The organism is Bacillus sp. FJAT-26390 (assembly GCF_001682865.1).
Lineage (GTDB): Bacteria > Bacillota > Bacilli > Paenibacillales > Paenibacillaceae > Pristimantibacillus.
This window is the reverse complement of record NZ_MAQX01000011.1, coordinates 576,468-596,118: the sequence shown is the minus strand read 5'-3', so window position 1 is coordinate 596,118 and position 19,651 is coordinate 576,468. Positions and strand designations below refer to the sequence as shown.

Annotated in this window: 13 protein-coding genes and 1 riboswitch; of the genes, 12 read left to right on the top strand and 1 reads right to left on the bottom strand. The window is 53.5% G+C overall.

The annotated features are described in order from the left end of the window. Positions 1–135 precede the first annotated feature (135 nt). The 4 genes from A7975_RS14325 (at position 136) to A7975_RS14310 (ending at position 4,877) form a co-directional block, all read left to right on the top strand. Positions 136–1,254, top strand: a complete 1,119-nt coding sequence (locus A7975_RS14325) for an HD-GYP domain-containing protein (RefSeq protein ID WP_053377311.1) — start codon at positions 136–138, stop codon at positions 1,252–1,254. Between the two features lie 136 nt (positions 1,255–1,390). Next, entirely contained in the window at positions 1,391–2,530 is a 1,140-nt protein-coding gene (yfkAB, locus tag A7975_RS14320; RefSeq protein ID WP_053377310.1) for a radical SAM/CxCxxxxC motif protein YfkAB, read from the top strand. Between the two features lie 76 nt (positions 2,531–2,606). After that, a complete protein-coding gene (ytvI, locus tag A7975_RS14315) occupies positions 2,607–3,638 on the top strand; it encodes a sporulation integral membrane protein YtvI (protein ID WP_053377309.1) in 1,032 nt (343 codons plus the stop codon). An 81-nt stretch (positions 3,639–3,719) separates the two neighbouring features. After that, the gene (locus A7975_RS14310; RefSeq protein WP_053377308.1) at positions 3,720–4,877 is read left to right on the top strand and encodes a glycosyltransferase family 4 protein; all 1,158 of its coding nucleotides are present in this window, start codon (positions 3,720–3,722) and stop codon (positions 4,875–4,877) included. A 74-nt stretch (positions 4,878–4,951) separates the two neighbouring features. Continuing rightward, positions 4,952–5,056, top strand: a riboswitch (TPP riboswitch). Positions 5,057–5,086: 30 nt separating this feature from the next. Here A7975_RS14310 and A7975_RS33675 read toward each other — a convergent pair. Beyond that, a complete protein-coding gene (locus A7975_RS33675) occupies positions 5,087–5,347 on the bottom strand; it encodes a hypothetical protein (protein ID WP_141680300.1) in 261 nt (86 codons plus the stop codon). A gap of 45 nt (positions 5,348–5,392) precedes the next feature. Here A7975_RS33675 and thiC point away from each other — a divergent pair, with 45 nt between their 5' ends. The 8 genes from thiC to A7975_RS35425 all read left to right on the top strand — a co-directional run bounded on the left by thiC (position 5,393) and on the right by A7975_RS35425 (position 19,644). Next, positions 5,393–7,156: a phosphomethylpyrimidine synthase ThiC gene (gene thiC, locus A7975_RS14305; protein ID WP_141680299.1), complete on the top strand. Its 1,764-nt coding sequence runs from the start codon at positions 5,393–5,395 to the stop codon at positions 7,154–7,156. Beyond that, positions 7,149–8,222, top strand: a complete 1,074-nt coding sequence (locus tag A7975_RS14300) for a ThiF family adenylyltransferase (RefSeq protein WP_065385536.1) — start codon at positions 7,149–7,151, stop codon at positions 8,220–8,222. The genes thiC and A7975_RS14300 overlap by 8 nt, the downstream gene beginning before the upstream one ends. Before the next feature lie 37 nt (positions 8,223–8,259). Continuing rightward, positions 8,260–9,126, top strand: coding sequence for a thiamine phosphate synthase (gene thiE, locus A7975_RS14295; RefSeq protein ID WP_065385535.1), 867 nt, complete (start codon positions 8,260–8,262; stop codon positions 9,124–9,126). A gap of 5 nt (positions 9,127–9,131) precedes the next feature. After that, on the top strand, positions 9,132–9,947 hold the full coding sequence (locus A7975_RS14290; protein ID WP_053377304.1) for a thiazole synthase: 816 nt from the start codon (positions 9,132–9,134) through the stop codon (positions 9,945–9,947). After that, positions 9,947–11,095 (top strand): glycine oxidase ThiO, encoded by a 1,149-nt coding sequence (thiO, locus tag A7975_RS14285; RefSeq protein WP_053377303.1) that lies wholly within the window; start codon positions 9,947–9,949, stop codon positions 11,093–11,095. The genes A7975_RS14290 and thiO overlap by 1 nt, the downstream gene beginning before the upstream one ends. Before the next feature lie 208 nt (positions 11,096–11,303). Further along, on the top strand, positions 11,304–12,341 hold the full coding sequence (locus A7975_RS14280) for a FecCD family ABC transporter permease (RefSeq protein WP_053377302.1): 1,038 nt from the start codon (positions 11,304–11,306) through the stop codon (positions 12,339–12,341). Between the two features lie 62 nt (positions 12,342–12,403). After that, on the top strand, positions 12,404–13,375 hold the full coding sequence (locus A7975_RS14275) for a FecCD family ABC transporter permease (RefSeq protein WP_082198260.1): 972 nt from the start codon (positions 12,404–12,406) through the stop codon (positions 13,373–13,375). Between the two features lie 5,753 nt (positions 13,376–19,128). Further along, the gene (locus A7975_RS35425; RefSeq protein WP_065385532.1) at positions 19,129–19,644 is read left to right on the top strand and encodes a WIAG-tail domain; all 516 of its coding nucleotides are present in this window, start codon (positions 19,129–19,131) and stop codon (positions 19,642–19,644) included. The last annotated feature ends 7 nt before the right edge of the window (positions 19,645–19,651 follow it).

Genomic DNA, 19,651 nt, shown 5'->3' with positions numbered 1-19,651 from the left:
TTTTCTCGACAAGATATGTCGAAAAAATAGTATTAAATGGTTGCGATTTTCTCGTTTTTCCCGTACATTAACATTACGAACGGCTTTTTCCGATGTAATAGTTAGCATATCTTTTTATGGGGAAGGATCGAGAAAATGCGTTTGTTGCCAATTGCGAGATGCAGGCCGGGTATGAAACTGGCCAAAAAAATATTTTCTCAGGAAGGTCTCGTCCTTCTCGGCGAAAACATAGAGCTGACAGACCGTCTAATTTCCCGCTTGGAGCAGTGCGGGATTCAATATGTGTATATAGCAGATCCGAGAACGGAAGATATTGTGCTGCCTTCCTTAATCAGTGAGGAGACGCTAAAGTCCTCTCTTAGAGAAATACGAACAAGCTTCCGCGAGATGATGGATCGTCCGACGCGGCGGAAGGGCGTTACATATCCTTATATCGCCCAGCCCTTTAAACAGATGATGAACATGATCATCGATGATCTGTCCAGCCATAAGGATGCGATGATCATGCTGATGGACATGAGCTCCGTCGATCATTATTTGTACCAGCATTCGTTAAATGTCTGCGTCTATACGACGCTTCTCGGCATGTCGAACGGCTACTCGAAGGAGGAGCTTACGACGCTGGGCATGGGCGCTCTATTGCATGACATCGGCAAAACGCAAATCGCGATCGATGTGTTAAGAAAGCCCGGCTCCCTCTCCAAAGAGGAATTCGAGGCGATGAAGCAGCATGCAAAAATCGGCTATGAGCTATTGAAGGATGAGCCCAATCTTCCGCTGTTGGTAGCCCACTGCGCTTTCCAGCATCATGAGCGTATCGATGGCAGCGGTTATCCGCGCGGAATCAAAGGAAATGAGATTCATGATTACGCAAAGTGGATCGGGCTAGTTGATTCCTACGATGCCATGACAACAAACCGCGTCTATAGCGCGCCAATGCTGCCTCATCATGCGATTGAGCGGCTTTATGCAGGGACAGGAACTCTCTACGAGCAAAAAATGGTGCAGCTGTTCCGCGACAAGGTTGCTATCTATCCAATAGGAATAACGGTTAAGCTGCAATCAGGCGTGTCGGGTATCGTCGCTGATCTTAATCATGCTTACCCGCATAGGCCGATCGTTCGCGTCTTGTATAATGAAGCGGGCGAAGAGCTGGCATCCCCGTATGAAATTGACTTGTCGAAGCAGCTGACAATGATGATCGTAAGCGTGAACGACGACTCGACTGAAGTGCAGAGAGTTGCTGGTATTTAAATAATGATGAGCGTGTGGAGCCGATACGGCTCCTTTTTTCTTCTTTTTTTGTCGATTTATTTGCTTCCTTCGCAGTCGCGCATTACAATAAAACAAGAATGTTTCATTCAAGAAAATAAGTCAGGTGCTGAAAAAAATGAACACAATAGATTTGCAACAAACCAGTAGACCGCTATCCGTTTTATCGCCAACGAATGATCCGTGGGATCCGATTCGTTCGCTGCAGCAATATGGAAGACATCGTTTGACAAGCGTGGAAATGACCGTATCCAACCTTTGCAATATGAGGTGCGAGCATTGCGCCGTCGGCGATACGCTTGTTTTGTCCGAGCCCGCCAAGCTGCCGCTCAAACAGATGCTTGAGAGATTAGATGAAGTGGAGCATCTTGAGACGATCAGCATTACAGGCGGCGAGCCGTCCTTCTCCGATCGAACGGTACGCGATTATATGGTACCGCTGCTTCAATATGCTCGCAGCCGCGGCATCCGTTCTCAAATCAACTCAAACGTGACGCTCCCGTATAGCCGTTATGAGCAGCTTGCTCCGTATCTTGATGTCATGCACATTTCGTTCAATTACACGTCTCCGGAAGATTTTCATCAAATCGGGTTTGCTAAGGCCGGGCATCAGGTATCGCTTGAGACAGCGACTAAGCTGTACGAGCGAATGATCGACAACACGCGTCGTCTCAGCGAGACAGGCGTACTCGTATCCGCGGAATCCATGATTAACTATAGAACGTACGACAAAATCGACGAGATCCATAAGCTGATCGTTGAAATGGGCTGCCAACGCCATGAAGTGCATCCGATGTATCCGAGCTCCTTCGCGAAGGATTTGCCGGTGCTCTCCCGCGAGCAAATGCTGGAGGCTATCGATCGCCTGCTGCAGGCAAGGGACAAATCCGTTTGGATGCTGTTCGGAACATTGCCCTTCTACCAATGCAGCGACAATCCCTTCGAGCGCAAGCTGCTGCGAAAGCTAGCGGAAGAACCGAATGTAACGATCCGCAACGATCCGGACGGCCGGAATCGGTTAAACGTCAATTTGTTTACCGGCGATGTTTTTGTAACGGACTTCTCCGACGTTCCTGCCTTTGGCAACATCGGCACCTCGAAGCTTGAGGATTTATTTGATAAATGGCTGGACCATTCACTCGCCCAAAGCGTGAATTGCCACTGTCCGGCAGCTGCATGCTGCGGACCCAACCTGCTCGTTAAGGATATGTACTATAAAGATGTTAATTTCCATGAGCGCAGCGCAGTGATCGACTAGTGCGCGGGAGAGGCTGTTATTCAGGCTTAATAGCGAGATAAGACGCATATAGAATAAGTGAGAGGAGGAGAAGCTGTTGTCGATCAAGACAATCATATTTATCGGATTAGGTTTGCTGCTGCTCTATTTGTTTTTTACAGTCGGAGCGCCATTCCTGCTTGCGCTTGTAGTCGCGATTTTTCTGGAGCCGTTAAATCAATTGTTTATGAAAAAGTTTCGAATGAACCGGCTTTTGGCAGCAACGATATCCAGCAGCTTGTTTACGGTTATTCTTATAGGCTTAATCGCGCTGCTTGGCGTCAAGGTTGTAGCGGAGCTCATCGCGTTCTTCAAGAAGGTGCCGAACTATTTTGAAAATGCGAACGACATGGTTGACGATCTAATGGTGCAGGCACAGTCGTTATATCAAAATTTTCCGCCTGATGCGATTGAAACGCTGGAAAACTGGCTGATGGGATTAACGAGCACGCTGACCAAAATGGTAGGCACCTTGTCAAATTCCGTTATAGGGTTTGCTTCCAGCATTCCGGGCATGTTTATCTTCTTTATCGTTTTTTTGGTAGCAGTTTATATGATGAGCTTCAGTCTCAATACGATGAAAGCTACCGTGTTGTCATTGTTTGAAGAGAAATCGCAACCGCAGGTCAATGAATTATTGAACAACCTCAAGAAGTCGATTTTCGGCTTCCTGCGCTCGCAATTTATTTTGAGTGCTCTTACATATATTATTTCTTTGCTCGGTTTGCTGGTGCTTAACGTGAAGTATCCGCTCGCGATCGCTTTGCTTATTATCATCGTTGATATTATGCCGATTCTTGGAACAGGCTCGGTGCTTGTTCCATGGGGAAGCTATTTACTGCTTACGGGCAACATGTATGTGGGCATCGGGCTTATCGTGCTGTTCCTCGTTATTACCGTGTTCCGCCGCATTGTGGAGCCAAAAATCCTCGGCGACTCCGTCGGTATCGGGTCATTGTCAGCGCTCGTCAGTTTATACGTAGGCTTCAAGCTCGTTGGCGTAATCGGCGTTTTCATCGGACCGTTAGTCGTGATTATCTATATGGCGGCGCGCAGAGCCGGATTATTCCAGATGAAGTTCAAGCTATAGGCAGAAGGGCCGTGTCAAAACCATTTCCGGGAGCGTATGATACTGCAAAATAAGCAGATCATGTAGGAGGCATCCGATGAGATGGCACCAATCAAAGTAGCGATTGTTACCCCTGGCTCGTTCCCCATTCCGTCCTCAGGAAGCAGCTCTGTTGAGCGGGTGGTTGAGAAGTTTGCACCGCTGCTGATGCCTTACGCAGAGCCGCGCATTTATGGGAAACTAAGCAGAAGCCTGCCGCGCCTGGGACAGTTTAAAGGTGTTGTTTGCGAGAGGTTTTCAGCCGCCAGCAAGCAGCGATATATTCATGAAGTTGGCCGTGCGGTAAAACGGTTTTCTCCCCATGTCATTGATGTGGAGAACCGTCCCCAATTCGTGCTGACGATGAAGCAAATGAATCCAGGCAAACGCGTCTGGCTTTATTTGCATTCCTCTACTTTTATTTCTCCGAATCATATATCACCTGCGAAGCTGCATCAATGCTTGCAGGCCGCAGATAAAATCATCGTGAACAGCGAGTTTATTAGGCGAGTCGTCGTATCCAAAGTGCCAGAGGTTGCATCTAAGCTGCGGGTTATTTATCCAGGCGTGGATACGGTACGTTTCCCGTCGCAATACTCTGCCGCAGGCGCTGCAAAGAGGGAAGCGCTGCGGAAAAAAAGAGGGCTGACCGACAAAAAAGTGGTGCTGTTCATGGGAAGACTCATTCCGCTGAAAGGCGTACACCATCTGCTGAATATTGTGCCGCAGCTAGCGAAAAGCCATCCAGAGCTTGTTGTGGTCATCGTCGGAAGCCCGTTTTATGGCTCCCATCGCAAGACGGCGTATGCGCGCAAGCTCGAGAGTCTGGGACGCAAATGCCCGGGCCATGTTCGGTTTGTGCCCTACGTGCCGCATAATGAAGTACCGGGCTGGATGCTCGTAGCCGATGTAGCGGTCGTTCCGTCCGGGCAGCGCGAAGCCTTTGGTCTTGTCAATGTAGAGGCGATGTCATGCGGCGTTCCTGTCGTTGCAACGCGAGCGGGCGGAATGAAGGAAATTATTCGCAACGGCGAGACGGGGTATCTAGTTAATCAAGCCCGGGTCGAATCGGAGCTGCGCGAGAAGCTGCAGCTGCTGCTGCGGGATAAACAGCTGCGCCAAAGGCTGGGCAAGCGCAGCAGAGAGCGCGTCGAGCAGACATTTACATGGCGCCATACGGCGGATCGCTGGGTGAAGCTGCTGAAGGAAAGCGGCATGTAGCTGGTCCTATTTTGCAAGGAGATAGCAAATAGAGGGTTGACACCCTTCTTCTCTTAACGTTATAGTCAAACAAGGAAATCCACTAGGGGCGCCGTCATGGCTGAGATAAAGCGAATTGCTTTGGTCCCTTTGAACCTGATCTGGGTTATGCCAGCGTAGGAAAGTGGGATTGTGCGTTTATGCAACTGCGCGTGAAAGCTCTGCCGTTGTCAGCTGGAATGACTGCTGAAACGGAGAACTTTCAAAGCTTCGTCACGATGGGGGAAACTCTCTTTTGATGTTGCGCGTATGACGGCACACTTCGACCGCTCCCTCGCTGGAGCGGTTTTTTTGATGTTGAACGGACTGCGCCGAATCTCGCCAAGCGAGGGTGCGAACCGTTCAGCCACGCTCCAGCGATTGCCGTACACGTAGCGACTATACGTGCGCGGAAATAGCGGTGCTTCAAACTTTCTTATATGCTTGCGCATGCCTCCAGGCGGAATTCTACATATTCCATTAGGAGGTTTTTTGTTATGGCGATTATGACCACGCCCCTGCCGGGCAGCCGTAAAGTATATGTTACAGGCTCGAAAGAGAGCATCCGTGTGCCGATGAGGGAAATCGCGCTTGAGGCGAGCACGGGAAGAAATGGCGAAGAGCAGCCGAACGAGCCGATACGGGTCTATGACGCGAGCGGTCCTTATACCGATGAAAGCTATGAAACGGATGTGCGGCGCGGCTTGCCTTCCTTTCGCAGCGAATGGATCAACGGGCGCGGCGATGTGGAGCATTACGAGGGGAGAGATATAAAACCCGAGGATAACGGTTTTATGACGGAAGATAAGGCAAACCAGCGAGGCGCTGAGCGGTTTCCTGGCTTAGTTAGACAACCGCTGCGGGCAAAAGCGGGACATAATGTTACGCAGCTTCATTACGCCCGGAAGGGCATCATTACCTCAGAGATGGAATACATCGCGATTCGCGAGGGGATGGACGCTGAGTTTGTTCGCAGCGAGATTGCGGCTGGGCGCGCGATCATCCCGACAAACATCAATCATCCGGAGAGCGAGCCGATGATTATCGGTCGTCATTTTCACGTTAAAATCAATGCGAATATCGGCAATTCCGCTGTTGCGTCCTCCATCGAGGAGGAAGTCGAGAAGATGACTTGGGCGACTCGGTGGGGAGCCGACACGATCATGGATCTGTCCACGGGCAAAAACATTCATACGACGCGGGAGTGGATCGTCCGTAATTCGCCGGTTCCGGTCGGAACGGTACCGATCTATCAAGCGCTGGAGAAGGTAAACGGCAAAGCGGAGGATTTAAGCTGGGAAGTGTTCCGCGATACGCTGATCGAGCAAGCGGAGCAGGGTGTCGATTATTTTACGATACATGCGGGTGTGCTATTGCGTTACATACCGCTCACGGCGAAGCGGGTTACCGGTATAGTCTCGCGGGGCGGCTCGATTATGGCGGCATGGTGCCTGGCACATCATAAGGAGAACTTCCTGTATACGCATTTTGAAGAGATTTGCGAGATTATGAAGGCTTATGATGTGTCGTTCTCGCTTGGAGACGGACTGCGGCCAGGCTCGATTGCCGATGCGAACGATGCGGCGCAATTTGCCGAGCTGGATACGCTTGGCGAGCTTACGAAAATCGCATGGAAGCACGACGTGCAGGTTATGATCGAAGGCCCGGGCCATGTGCCTATGCATTTGATCAAAGAAAATATGGACCGGCAATTAGAGGTTTGCGATGAAGCTCCTTTCTATACGCTGGGGCCGCTTACGACCGATATTGCGCCGGGTTATGACCATATCACCTCGGCAATTGGAGCTGCAATGATCGGCTGGTTCGGTACCGCTATGTTATGCTACGTAACCCCGAAGGAGCATCTAGGTCTTCCGAATAAGGAGGACGTGAAGGAAGGCGTCATTACGTATAAAATCGCTGCCCACGCGGCCGATTTGGCGAAGGGGCATCCGAGGGCGAAGCTGCGTGACGACGCGTTGTCCAAAGCGCGTTTCGAGTTCCGCTGGCGCGACCAGTTCCATCTCTCGCTTGATCCCGAGCGCGCTATGGCGTACCACGATGAGACGCTCCCGGCAGATGCGGCAAAATCAGCGCATTTCTGTTCGATGTGCGGCCCTAAGTTTTGCAGCATGCGCATTACGCAAGACATCAGGGAGTATGCAGCGCAGAACGGGATGGAAACGACGGATGCGATTGAAGCGGGAATGAAGGAGAAGTCGGAAGCGTTCAAAGCGGCAGGGAGCATGATTTATGGCTGATGCGGCTGATCCGGTTTTTTCGGACCGTTATTCCAGGCAAACGAGATTTGCGGCAATCGGCGAGGAAGGTCAGCGCAAGCTGGCCGAATCGTCGGTGCTCATTGTCGGCACCGGCGCGCTTGGCGCATCGCTTGCGCAGCATATGGTTCGGGCGGGCGTAGGCGAAGTCAGGCTGGTCGACCGGGATTTCGTCGAGCCAAGCAATTTGCAGCGCCAAATGCTGTTTGACGAAGCGGATGCGCTTGCCGTCCTGCCCAAGGCGGTTGCCGCAGCCAATAAGCTGCGCCGTATTAACAGCAGCGTGAACATTGAAGCGACAGTTGCTGACGTGAATGTTTCTAATATCGAAGCGTTAGCGAGCGGCGTACATCTGGTGCTTGATGGCACGGACAATGCAGCGACTCGGCTTCTGCTCAGCGATATATGCTTTAAGCAGCGCATTCCGTTTGTATATGGCGGCGTGGCAGGGGCACAGGGGATGCAGGCAACGTTAGTTCCTGAATCGACCTCATGCCTCCGCTGCCTGATCGGCGCAGAGGATTCGGAGAACGAGGCAGATACTTGCGATACGGTAGGCGTACTGGCGCCAGCCGTTGAATTCGTAGCTGCGCTGCAAGCGGGCGAGGCGATCAAATGGCTCTCCGGCAATCAAGGAGCCGTACGCCAGACTTGGCTGAGCGTCGATCTATGGTCGTTCCGGCTTAGGGAATCGAAGCTGCCCGCCGGCAGCGCGCACTGCCGGTATTGCGGCACAGGGCAGGAAGCGGCAAGAGGCGCCAAGGCAATACTCGAAACCGATAGTCAGAATGAGAGTGCGATTGGCTCTACCGTGTTATGCGGAAGAGATACGGTCCAAGTGACGTTAGGCAAGCCGCTGCAATTGGCGATATTAGAGAAATCATTAGAGGCACAAGGCTGCAAGCTGACCGTTAATCGCTATTTAGTGAAGGCGGCTCTCCAAAGCGGCGAGCAGATGATCCTCTTTTCGGATGGGCGAGTGCTTGTGCAAGGCACGGCGGATGCGGTGCATGCTATTTCGTTATGCCATGCCTATTTACTAGACTAAATTCGATGATTCTGACGATAGAGAGAGGTGCAAGTAAATGAGCAGGCCTGATTGGAGAGGTTTTCGTCTGTACGCCATTACGGCGGAAAACAATCATCCGGGGAAATCCGTTGTTGAGGTAATGGAGCAGGCATTGATCGGCGGGGCGGAGATCGTGCAGCTTCGAAATAAGACGGGAGCCAGGGAGGAAGTGCTGGAGCAAGCGAAGGCACTGCGTATATTGACGCGCAAATACAACGTCCCTTTCATCATTAACGATTATCCGGATATCGTGCTTGAGACGGATGCTGACGGCGTCCACCTTGGGCAAGAGGATATGCCAATTGCAGATGCGAGAGCCTTGCTTGGACCGGACCGCATTATCGGCATTTCGACTCACAACTTGCAGCAAGCTATAAAGGCTGAGCGTGACGGCGCTGATTACATCGGAGTCGGTCCCGTGTTCCCAACGGATACGAAGCCGGGCCGCGCCGCTGTCACTACCAGCTATGTAACGGAGGCGGCACGTCATATCACGATTCCGTTTGTTGCGATAGGCGGCATTACATTAGGCAATGTGGATAGCGTGCTTGCTGCGGGGGCGAGGCGCATATGCGCCGTATCGGCGATTGTAGGCGATGCTGACCCGGCCGGCGTATGCAGAGCTTTTCTGGAGAAGCTTGAGGCGGCTGTCCGTGAGCTTGCTCCCGTGCAAAAGATGGAGCGGAAGACGCTGATTATCAATGGGCGGAAAGAACGGTCAAGCGCCGGAACGGTCGAGGAGCTTATCGCGCAATTAGGACAGCAAAATAAAAAGCTTGTTATCGAGCTGAATGGCACAATCGTGCAGCGAGCGCTATGGGCAGAGACTGAGCTGCAAAGCGGCGCTTCCATTGAGCTGGTGCATTTTGTCGGAGGAGGCTGAGCAGGTTGAGTGATTGGGTAGATAAGGATCCGCTCGTCATTGGCGGTCATGTGCTGGGGTCGCGGTTTTTGTTCGGTACGGGGCGATTTCCAAGTCCCGCGATTCTTCAGCAGGCGCTTGAGGCTTCAGGCTCGGAGGTTATTACGTTTGCAGTAAGAAGGGTTAACCTAGAAAACGTCGAGGACGATTCGGTGCTGCAGCATTTCGAGGACAGGCCGATCAAATATTTGCCGAATACGTCAGGGGCAAGAACGGCGGAAGAGGCTGTGCGTATTGCGCGATTGGCGCGTGAAGCGGGGCTTGGAAACTGGATAAAGGTAGAAATCAGCGGCGACCACCGTACTTTGCTGCCTGATCCGGTTGAGACGCTTCGCGCTACGGAGCAGCTGGCTAACGAAGGTTTTATCGTGCTCCCCTATACATCGGACGATCCGATCTTGTGCCGTAGATTAGAGCAGGCTGGAGCTTCGGCGATCATGCCTGGCGGCTCGCCAATCGGAAGCGGCCTCGGCCTGCTGAACCCTTACAATTTGGGACTAATTGCCGAGGATTCGAGCGTCCCTGTTATTATAGATGCCGGCATCGGCTCAGCACGGGACGCAGCGGAGGCGATGGAGCTGGGAGCCGACGGCATATTAGCCAATACGCCGATCGCGAAGGCGCAGGACCCGGTCATGATGGCCCGCGCCTTCCGGCTTGCAATTGAAGCTGGGCGTCTTGCGAGGCTTGCCGGCCGCATCCCGAAGAAACGTTACGCGTCAGCAAGCAGCGACTTGGCGGGCTCCTTGTTTGAAACAGCAGGCAGTGGAGGAGAAATGTAATGCCTCAATCCGTAATTATACTGGGCGGCGGCATTATCGGCTTGTCCTGTGCGTTTGAAGCGGCGAGAAGAGGGATGAATGTAACGCTCATAGAGCCTAATGAGCTAGGCGGCCAAGCATCGGGCGCGGCTGCCGGCATGCTTGCTCCTTTCTCGGAAAATACGGAGCAGCCCGACGCTTTCTTTCATTTATGTTTAAGCAGCCTTCGTTGTTATCCGGAATGGATCAAGGCTGTCGAGGAGCTGTCGGGCTTATCGGCTGAATGGGTGCAAAGCGGAAGCATTAATGTGTTCATGCACGAAGCGGATGCGCTCCCAATTGCATCCAGATTGCAGTGGCAAAACGAATGGGGCGCTAAAGCGGAGCTCATCGACGCGGCTCAGCTGCGGACGCTGGAGCCGATGGTGTCGCATTCGGCGGTTGCCGGCATCTACACGCAGCAAGAGAGCCACGTGTACGCGCCGAAGCTGGTCTTGGCACTGGCTGCTGCTTGTCTAAAGCTAGGGGTTACCATTTATGCACACGCCGGGGAAATGGAAGAGGTGCTTGTTCATCCAAGCGGCGGAGTATCTGTTCGGGCAGAGCGTTTAGCAAGCGTCCTTCACGCCGACCGGTTAGTCGTAAGCGCGGGAGCTTGGTCGGGTGCTTACGAGAAGTGGTTTGGTCTCAGCATTCCGATTCATCCGATTCGCGGGCAAATATGCTCCTTTGAGCATCAGGCAGACGAGGTTCGCCATATGGTATTTTCCAGCCAGGCGTATTGGGTCGGCAAAAACAATGCGCGGCTCGTATGCGGCGCTTCCGAGGATGTCGCCGGTTTTGCGACAAGTGTGACGGAGCGGGGAATTGGCCGCCTCATTCGCAGCAGCAATCGGCTGTTTCCTTTTCTTGAAGGCAGGCAAACCGCCCATAGCTGGGCAGGCTTGCGCCCGGCAACCCGAGACGGGCTGCCGCTGCTTGGAAACATTGAGGGCATGCCGGAGGTCATCATGGCTGCCGGGCATTATCGCAATGGCATATTGCTAAGTCCGATCACGGCACATACCGTAGCAGATTTGCTAGAGGAAAAGCAGCCGGGATTAACGATCAGCAGCTTTGCTCCACACCGTTTTACGGCTCCTGCGAGCAGGGGAAGAGTGTTTGCCTGAACTAAAATGGCTGAAAATCGCTAGAAATCGACTTAATTATTTCATTGAAATCTCATAAAAAGTCTGCTATATTGAAAACGAGAATCGTTATCAGTACGGCGGATTTTTTTTTATGCCATAAAACTGTGCTACGTTATAAAGCTAGCTGCACAACAAGCTTATTCTTAATAGTTCAACAAAAGTATACATACAGAAGGGTAGTTAGAAGATGTCTTCTCCAAATGCGAAAGCGCTGGCAGGCACAAAGCTGCGTACTCGGCCTCTAGTGGCCACCATTATTTTGTTTGGCGGCATTGCTGCGCTCATCTTGTCGCTTGCTTTATCGATTTCGGTTGGAGCGGCGGACATAAGCCTGTCCACCGTATGGGATGCGGTATTCCACTTTAATGCCAATGAAATTCAGCATCAAATTATTAAAGAGCTTCGGATGCCGCGCGCGCTTGCGGCTGCGCTTGTAGGCGCAGCTTTTGCTGTCGCAGGCTCTGTCATGCAAGGAATGACTCGCAATCCGTTAGCGGATTCGAGCTTGCTCGGTATCAATGCGGGAGCAGGCTTCATGCTTGCGGTTTGCTTTGCATTTTTCCCATCGGTTTCGTATTTAGGGCTCATGTTTATATGTTTTGCTGGCGCTGCTGTTTCGATGGGGCTTGTATATGGAATCGGCTCTTTGGCAAAAGGCGGCTTAACGCCCGTTCGACTTACGCTGGCAGGGGCTGCAGTAGGCGCTTTGCTGCTTGCGATTACGGAAGGCATCGCGCTTTATTTTAAAATCGGCCAAGATTTGGCTTTCTGGTATGCAGGCGGCGTAGCCGGCACAAAATGGGTGCAAATCCAAATTGTTTCCCCATGGGTAATCGGCGGTTTGCTTGGCGCCATTGCGTTGTCCCGCTCGATCACGCTGCTCAGCTTGGGCGATGACGTTGCGGCAGGGCTTGGCCAAAGAACGGGCTGGGTAAAGGCGGGAGGCGTAATCATCGTCTTGCTGCTCGCCGGTACGGCTGTATCTGCCGTAGGCTCGATTGGCTTCGTGGGTTTAATCATTCCTCATATTTCACGTTTTCTCGTTGGCGTGGATTATAGATGGATTATCCCTTGCTCGGCTGTTCTCGGCAGTCTGCTCATGGTTCTTGCGGATATTGGCGGGCGTATGGTCAATCCGCCACAGGAAGTGGCAATCGGTATCATTATCGCGGTAATCGGCGTTCCATTCTTCCTTTATCTTGTAACTAAAATGAAGGGGGAATAAGCGTGGATACTTTATTTATTAATGCAACGGAGAAGCGCAGAAGAAAACGCGCTATTCTCGTCATGACGGTGCTAGGCGGGCTAATTGTTATTTCTTTTATCATTAGCATGAACACGGGCTTCATTCGGCTGGCTCCGCTAGACGTATTTAAAACGCTGTTTGGCGGGGGCACAGCCAAGCAGGAGCTTATTTTGTTTGATTTTCGCTTGCCGCGAATTGTCATTTCGATATTAATTGGAGCCGGATTCGCCGTATCGGGTTGTATAATCCAAGGGTTGTCACGCAATCCGTTAGCGGATCCAGGGCTGCTTGGCATTAACGCAGGCGCTGGACTTGCCGTTATTTTGTTCATTTCATTTTATCCGCCAACGGAGAAAGGCTCTATCTTCTTGATGCCTTTTCTCGCTTTGCTTGGCGCATCGATGACGGCATTGATCATTTTTGTGCTTTCATATAAGCGGCACCGCGGATTGTTGCCAACCCGGATGATTCTCGTTGGTATTGCTGTGGCGGCGGGCATTAGCGCAACGATGCAAATATTGATTTTGCGCCTTACGCCGGAGAAATATCAGTTTTTTGCCACATGGATGGCAGGAAGCATTTGGGGAACGAACTGGAAATATGTGCTGGCACTGCTGCCCTGGCTGATCGTTATTTTTCCATTCGTGCTGTATAAGGCGAAAGCGCTCAATGCGCTCAACCTTGGCGATCAATTGGCGGTAGGGCTCGGCGCTCAGGTGAATAAGGAAAGAGCTTGGCTGCTTGCAGCTTCAGTGGGCCTTGCCGGCTCTTGCGTAGCTGTCGGCGGCGGCATCGGCTTCGTGGGGCTGATTGCTCCCCACTTGGCTCGGCGGCTGGTTGGTCCTCAGCATCAAGTATTGCTTCCAGCGTCGGCATTTGTTGGAGCGCTGCTTGTCATCGTGGCGGATACGCTGGCCAGATGGGCATTCCAGCCCAATGAAATCCCGACCGGCATCGTAGTAGCCGTTATCGGAGCTCCCTATTTCCTATATTTGCTGTCCAAATCCAAATAATCGAACAGCCTATTCAAAACCGCGGAGAGCAGCACGCTCCCGCGGTTTTTGCATGCGGATTGCCAAATACGGAGATTTGTCTTCGCTGCCAGTAGCCAGCCCATGGGTATGTGCATATATTACCTATGACATTTCTGGTGGAAGAAGGAGAGGACTATGACTAAAAGCAGTAAAGGGAAAAGCCCGAAGGGGCGAAAGCCGCTTTTTTATGTTGATAATCCGCATACTTCCGAGTTAAAGTGGCTGGATGAGCTGAATAAGAAGAAGGTTGCCGCAGTAGAGGCGGCCAAAGCATCGTTGGAGATAACGGAGGATTTGGAGCCGGAAGTAAGCATCAATGCCGTTGCGCCCGTACTTGATCAAGCTGACGCTGAGCCTGAATCGATCGAGCAGGAAGAGGAGCAGCATACCGAAGAGCTGGTTGAGCTGGTTGAACAGATTCAACCCATTACCTTGGAAGAGAAGCTGGAGAAAGTGGAGGAAAAGAAGGAGCCGGAGGGTCCGCTCGCTTTTATTTATACAGATGATTTGGTTGACTTGTCCGTTACGGCGGAGAAAATCGCGCCTGGGGCGATCGATAGCAGCAAGCTGGCGGCAGGCAGCGTGCAAGCAAGCGCGCTTGCCGATTATGCGGTTCAGAGCATTCATCTGGAGGATGGGGCGGTCAATTCAGCCAAAATCGCAAACGAATCGATTACGGGGGGGCATCTGGCCAACCATTCGATCTCCGGCGATAAAATTTTGGATCAATCGATTTCCGGCAATAAGCTTCAAAATGGCAGCATCACATCGGAGAAGCTGGATGACCGCATGATCAGTTCGGATAAAATTGCCGAAGGCTCGATTGAATCCAGGCATTTAAAGTCGTTTCTGATTACCTCAGAGCTGCTGGCAGATCAGTCGGTTACAGCGGAAAAAATTAAAAGCGGAGCGATCCGTCCGGACAATTTGGCGAATGAGAGCATTAATAATTCCAAGCTCGCCGATGGCGCGGTAACGCACTCGAAGCTGCGGGATGCAGCCGTTACGAGCGAGAAGATAGCAGCGGAGTCGATTGATTCCGAGCATTTGAAGCCTGGCGTATTGCTTGCAGATCACATTGCGGTTGGTATCATTCAGGGAAAGCATTTGGCCCCGAGCGAAATCACAGCAGAGCATTTGGCAGAGGGCGCAGTCGGAACAAGGGAGCTGCAGGCAAAGGCGGTCGAAGCCGAGCAATTGGCGGACGAAGCGGTGTCTTCATCTCACTTGCAGGCAGCAGCCATTCTAAGCGCACACGTCGCAAGCGGACAAATAACAAGTGAGCATCTAGCCGATCAATCGGTCAATTCGGCTAAGCTGGCGGATCAATCGGTTTCGACCATTAAGCTAGTCGATCATTCGATTACGTTATCAAAGCTGTCCGATCAAAGCGTGAACGCACAAAAGCTGGCCAATGATTCGGTGCAAAACCGTCATTTGGGAGTCGGGAGCATCACCTCCGAGAAGATAGCCGTTGATCAAATATCGCAAGCACATATAACGGGTGAATCGATAACAGCTAGGCATATCGCTCCGAAAGCTGTCTTAAGGGCGCATTTGCAAAATGGAATTATCAACGAAGATAAGCTTGCGGCTCAAGCGGTTCGAGAAGAGCATATCGGCTTTGAGGCAGTTGGCATGTCGCAGCTAGCGGATGAATCCGTTTCAAGAAGCAAGCTCACAGAGAATGCTGTCGATGGTTCGATTCTCGCTAATGGCTCGGTTGAATCCAGGCATTTGCAAGATGAGGCGGTTACCTTTCAGAAGCTGGCGCCTGAATCGCTTCGAGGATTCCATTTCTCGCCGGGCTCCGTAACCGGTGAAGCGATTAGTCATGAAGCCATAAAAGGCGAGCATCTGAAGCAAGCGATTATAGCAAGCCGCCACTTAGCGGTTGATTCGGTCGATACACTGAAGCTGCAGGATGGTGCTGTTACAAGCAATAAGCTCGCGCTTGGTGCTGTGACGGAGCGTTTTATCGCGCCAGGCGCCGTATTTTCTCATCATCTAGCCGATCATGTCGTGAACTCGCTCAAGCTCTCGCCGGAGTCGGTCACGACCGATAAGCTGACGGATCTAAGCGTCTCGACCGAAAAGCTTGCTGATGGCAGCGTTACGAGCGCCAAGCTTTTGCCGCACGCGATATTGTCCAGTCATCTTGCGATCAAATCGGTAGCATCGCAGCATATCCAGCCGGACTCCATTCGCTCGTTCCATATCGAAGAAGGGGCAATCGGAGCCAGCCATCTCGCTGAGAAATCGATAGGAACGGATCCGCTGCAGGATGGGGCCATCACAGGAGCTAAGCTTGCCTTTGGCGCTGTGCAGTCGAAGCAAATCGCAGATGAAGCCGTGCATAGCCGCCATTTGGGGAGCGCGTCCGTCCTCGGCATTCATCTAGGGGAGAGCAGCGTGCACGGCGCCCATTTGGCGGTTGACTCCATATCATCCGATAAGCTCGCAGAGGGCAGCGTCGGTTCTAAGCAGCTGCAAAACGGATCCGTTGGAGCGGAAGCGCTTGGCTGCGGCGCTGTTGGTACGGACCATATCGCGGATGGCGCCATCACCTCAGCGAAAATTGCCCATCTATCGATCAGCGCCAAGCAGCTCCAGCCCGATTCGATCTATTCGGTTCATTTGACAAAAGGCAGTATTGGGGAGCAAGCGCTTCAGGATGAATCGGTGACGAGAGTGAAGCTTGCGCAGGATTCGGTATCGAGCGAGCATGTGCAGCTGGAGTCGCTGGCGGGCAAACATTTGAAGTCGGATACGATTCAAGGCTACCATATCCGGAAAGGCACGATTACGATTGCCCATTTGGCGAGCGATGTGCTTTCTTTCGATAAAATAGCGGATGATTTGATCGGCGGTAATAAGCTTAAGCAAGGGACTGTCGGCAGCAAGCAATTATCGGTTAACAGCGTAAGAACGGAGCAGTTGAATGACGGAGCTGTTACTCGCGAGAAGCTTGCGGCTGATGCCATCGGCACGAATCAAATCGAAGCAGGCGCAGTTGGATCGGAGCAAATCGCCGATGGCAGCGTCACATCGTCGAAGCTGGCGTTTAGCAGCGTAGGCACGGAGCAGTTGTCAGAAGGAAGCGTAACGTCATCAAGGCTTGCAGACGGCAGCGTTGGAGCAGAGCAGCTGGCAGATCGCAGTATAACGACAGCGAAGCTGGCGCTTGGCAGCATTGGAGCAGAGCAGCTCGCGGCGGGGAGCGTAACGATCTCGAAGCTGGCGGAGGCCAGTGTAGGCACGGAGCAGCTTACGGATGACAGCGTGACGGCAGAGAAGTTATGTTCCGAAAGCGTAGGTACTGAACAGCTGGCGCCTGGCAGCGTGACATCCGCGAAGCTGGCGAGTGGGAGCGTAGGCACGGACCAACTGACTGCGGGAAGCGTAACTTCATCGAAGCTGGCGCTCGGCAGCGTTGGGACGGATCAGCTATTTACGGGAAGTGTAACAACGTCAAAGCTGGCGCATGGCAGCGTAGGAGAGGAACAGCTTACTGAGGGAAGCGTAACTTCGTCGAAACTGGCGCTCGGAAGCGTAGGAGAGGAAAAACTCTCTGAGGGAAGCGTAACCTCGTCGAAGCTGGCGCTCGGAAGCGTAGGAGAGGAACAGCTCTCTAAGGGGAGTGTGACCTCGTCGAAGCTGGCGCTCGGAAGCGTAGGAGAGGAACAGCTCTCTGAGGGAAGCGTAACCTCGTCGAAGCTATCGTTCGGCAGCGTAGGAGAGAAACAACTCTCTGATGGGAGCGTAACCTCATCGAAGCTGGCGCTCGGCAGCGTAGGAGAGGAGCAGCTCTCTGAGGGAAGCGTAACGGCGTCGAAGCTGGCGCTCGGCAGCGTAGGAGAGGAGCAGCTCTCTGAGGGAAGTGTAACGGCGTCGAAGCTGGCGCTTGGCAGCGTAGGGGCGGATCAGCTATTTACGGGCAGCGTAACGGCGTCGAAGCTGGCGCTCGGCAGCGTAGGAGAGGAGCATCTAACAGCGGAGAGCGTAACGGCGTCGAAGCTGGCGCTTGGCAGCGTAGGAACGGAGCATCTAACAGCGGAGAGCGTAACGGCGTCGAAGCTGGCGCTTGGCAGCGTAGGAACGGAGCATTTATTAGCGGAGAGCGTGACCGCATCGAAGTTGGCGCCGGGAAGTGTAGGAACGGAGCAGCTGACAGCGGGCAGCGTGACCTCGTCGAAGTTGGCGCCGGGGAGTATAGGAACGGAGCAGCTGACAGCGGGCAGCGTAACGGCGTCGAAGCTGGCGCTCGGCAGCATAGGAGAGGGGCAGCTGGCAGACGAGAGCGTAACGGCGTCGAAGCTGGCGCTCGGCAGCATAGGAGAGGGGCAGCTGGCAGACGAGAGCGTAACGGCGTCGAAGCTGGCGCTCGGCAGCATAGGAGAGGGGCAGCTGGCAGACGAGAGCGTAACGGCGTCGAAGCTGGCGCTCGGCAGCATAGGAGAGGGGCAGCTGGCAGACGAGAGCGTAACGGCGTCGAAGCTGGCGCTCGGCAGCATAGGAGAGGGGCAGCTGGCAGACGAGAGCGTAACGGCGTCGAAGCTGGCGCTCGGCAGCATAGGAGAGGGGCAGCTGGCAGACGAGAGCGTAACGGCGTCGAAGCTGGCGCTCGGCAGCATAGGAGAGGGGCAGCTGGCAGACGAGAGCGTAACGGCGTCGAAGCTGGCGCTCGGCAGCATAGGAGAGGGGCAGCTGGCAGACGAGAGCGTAACGGCGTCGAAGCTGGCGCTCGGCAGCATAGGAGAGGGGCAGCTGGCAGACGAGAGCGTAACGGCGTCGAAGCTGGCGCTCGGCAGCATAGGAGAGGGGCAGCTGGCAGACGAGAGCGTAACGGCGTCGAAGCTGGCGCTCGGCAGCATAGGAGAGGGGCAGCTGGCAGACGAGAGCGTAACGGCGTCGAAGCTGGCACTCGGCAGCGTAGGAGAGGGGCAGCTAGCAGACGAGAGCGTAACTTCCTTGAAGCTGGCAATTGGCAGCGTAGAAACCGAACATCTATCAGCCGAGAGCGTTACATCCTCGAAGCTGGCGAATGGCAGTGTAGGATCAGAGCATCTATCAGCGGCAAGCGTAACCTCATCGAAGCTGGCGCATGGCAGCGTAGGCTCGGAGCAGCTGTCAACGGGCAGCGTAACCTCGTCGAAGCTGGCGCTCGGCAGCGTAGGAACGGAGCAGCTGACAGCGGGCAGCGTAGGAGAGGATCAGCTGCTAGCGGGCAGCGTAACGGCGTCTAAGCTGGCGCTCGGCAGCGTAGGAGAGGATCAGCTGCTAGCAGGCAGTGTAACGGCGTCGAAGCTGGCGCTCGGCAGCGTAGGGGAGGAACAGCTGCTAGCAGGCAGCGTAACCTCATCGAAGCTGGCGCTCGGCAGCGTAGGAGAGGATCAGCTGATAGCAGGCAGCGTAACCTCGTCGAAGCTGGCGCTTGGGAGCGTAGGAACGGAGCAGCTGACAGCGGGCAGCGTAACCTCGTCGAAGCTGGCGCTCGGCAGCGTAGGAGAGGATCAGCTGCTAGCAGGCAGCGTAAGNTGGCGCTCGGCAGCGTAGGAGAGGATCAGCTGATAGCAGGCAGCGTAACCTCGTCGAAGCTGGCGCTTGGGAGCGTAGGAACGGAGCAGCTGACAGCGGGCAGCGTAACCTCGTCGAAGCTGGCGCTCGGCAGCGTAGGAGAGGATCAGCTGCTAGCAGGCAGCGTAAGCTCGTCGAAGCTGGCGCTCGGCAGCGTGGGAGAGGATCAACTGCTAGCAGGCAGCGTAACTTCATCGAAGCTGGCTGCCTTGAGCGTAGGAACGGAGCAAATCGCTCCGGGAAGCATTACCGCGGATAAGCTTGCTGCCGGTCTGCTGCCGGAATATTCGCTGGGCTTAGCAACGATTCAACCGGAGCATGTGGCGGATGGAGCAATAGAAAGCAGACATATCCAGGAGCAGTCTATCGAGCTCTCAGCGCTGCGGTTTGCGCCGGTTATCACGTCACCCGGCAAAGGTGTTGTTAAGCAGCAATTCGGTCTGACGCCGTATAGCTTTGCCCCGCAAGCGGAGCAAGTCGAATTGATTGTCCCGTTTGATGAGCCTTTCGCGGACAATCGATACGTCATTACGGTGACGACTGACAACCCGGCTTGTTATGCGATCGTTCACTCGAAAGCAACGGATAAAGCAGCGATCATCATTATTCGTACTCGGATCAGCCATGAGCCTAGAGGAAATATTAATTGGATTGCGATTGGCAAAGCCTAATATTCAC